1 protein-coding gene and 1 other annotated feature are annotated in these 1,340 nt (G+C 59.6%); the gene reads left to right on the forward strand.

Going from position 1 to position 1,340, the window contains the following annotated elements:
- Positions 1-59 precede the first annotated feature (59 nt).
- Positions 60-1,300 (forward strand): IS3 family transposase gene (locus P0D70_RS36545; protein WP_408188104.1). Its coding sequence is split into 2 segments (ribosomal slippage): positions 60-372 and positions 372-1,300, totalling 1,242 coding nucleotides; the frame shifts between segments, so codons are not numbered across the junction.
- Positions 362-478: a sequence feature (AL1L pseudoknot), on the forward strand. (Overlaps the previous gene by 117 nt.)
- Positions 1,301-1,340: the final 40 nt, after the last annotated feature.

The following is a 1,340-nucleotide window of genomic DNA, read 5'->3' on the forward strand; positions in this document are numbered from 1 at the left end:
TGAAGCGCCCCGGAAATGTAGGAGACTTTGGATCTTGGCTGTAACGGGAGATTTGAAGAATGGAAAACGCAAGCAAAGTAAAGAAGCCAACAGGGGCGAGATATTCCGAGGAGGTTCGGGAACGTGCAGTCCGGATGGTGTTGGAGCACCAGCACGAATACGAGACGCAGGGCGCGGCGATGCGCTCGATTGCCTCGAAGATGGGCATGTCGCGTGAGACGCTGCGCAACTGGGTAATTCAAGCCGAGCGCGATCGCGGGCAGCGGGCGGGCACAACGATGACGGATCTGGCGCGGCTCAAAGAGCTGGAGCGCGAGAATCGAGAATTGCGCACGGCCAACGAGATCTTGCGTAAGGCGTCCGCGTATTTCGCGCAGGCGGAGCTCGACCGCCGACCGAAGTCATGATCACGTTTATCGACGATCATCGTGCGCTCTATGGGGTCGAGTCGATCTGCCGGTTGTTGCCGATCGCCCCGTCGACATACTATCGGCACGCGTCTGGGCGTCATGACCCGCAGCAATGGTCAGCACGCGCGCGCCGTGACGCCGGATTGAAAGCTCAGATCCGAGAGGTCTGGGAAGACAATTTTGGTGTGTACGGAGTACGCAAGGTGTGGCGACAGCTGTTGCGCGAAGGCGTGAAGATTGCGCGCTGTACGGTCGAACGCTTGATGAAGGCGATGGGCATTCAGGGTGTGCGACGCGGCCGCGTGATCAGGACCACTCAGCGAGATGATGCGGTGCCGTGCCCATCGGACTTGGTGAAGCGGCAGTTCCGGGCCGACCGACCTGACGCGCTGTGGGTCGCGGATTTTACGTACTGTTCGACGTGGTCGGGGTTCGTGTACGTAGCGTTCGTGACCGATGTGTTTGCACGGCGCATCGTGGGATGGCGCGTATCGTCCTCGATGCGCACAGACTTGGTACTGGATGCGTTGAACCAGGCGCTGCACGAACGCCAGCCGGGCGAGGGTCTCATACATCACTCGGACCACGGATCGCAATATCTTTGCATTCACTATACCGACCGCTTGCTCGATGCCGGTGTGCAACCATCAACGGGCAGCGTCGGCGATTCGTACGACAACGCATTAGCCGAAACCATCAACGGTTTATACAAAGCGGAGGTCATTCATCGGCGCTCATGGCCTGGCCTAAAAGCAGTCGAACTGGCGACACTCGAATGGGTCCATTGGTATAACCAGCGTCGCCTGCTCGGCCCACTGGGCTATATCTCGCCTGCCGAAGCGGAGGAAGCTTACAATCGGAATCAGGCGCTACTCGCTCGCGCGGCGTAGCGCCAAACTCGGTGGTCTCCGACAAACCCGGGGCGCTTCA

Source organism: Paraburkholderia sp. RL17-381-BIF-C (assembly GCF_046026435.1).
In the GTDB taxonomy this organism is placed as follows: domain Bacteria; phylum Pseudomonadota; class Gammaproteobacteria; order Burkholderiales; family Burkholderiaceae; genus Paraburkholderia.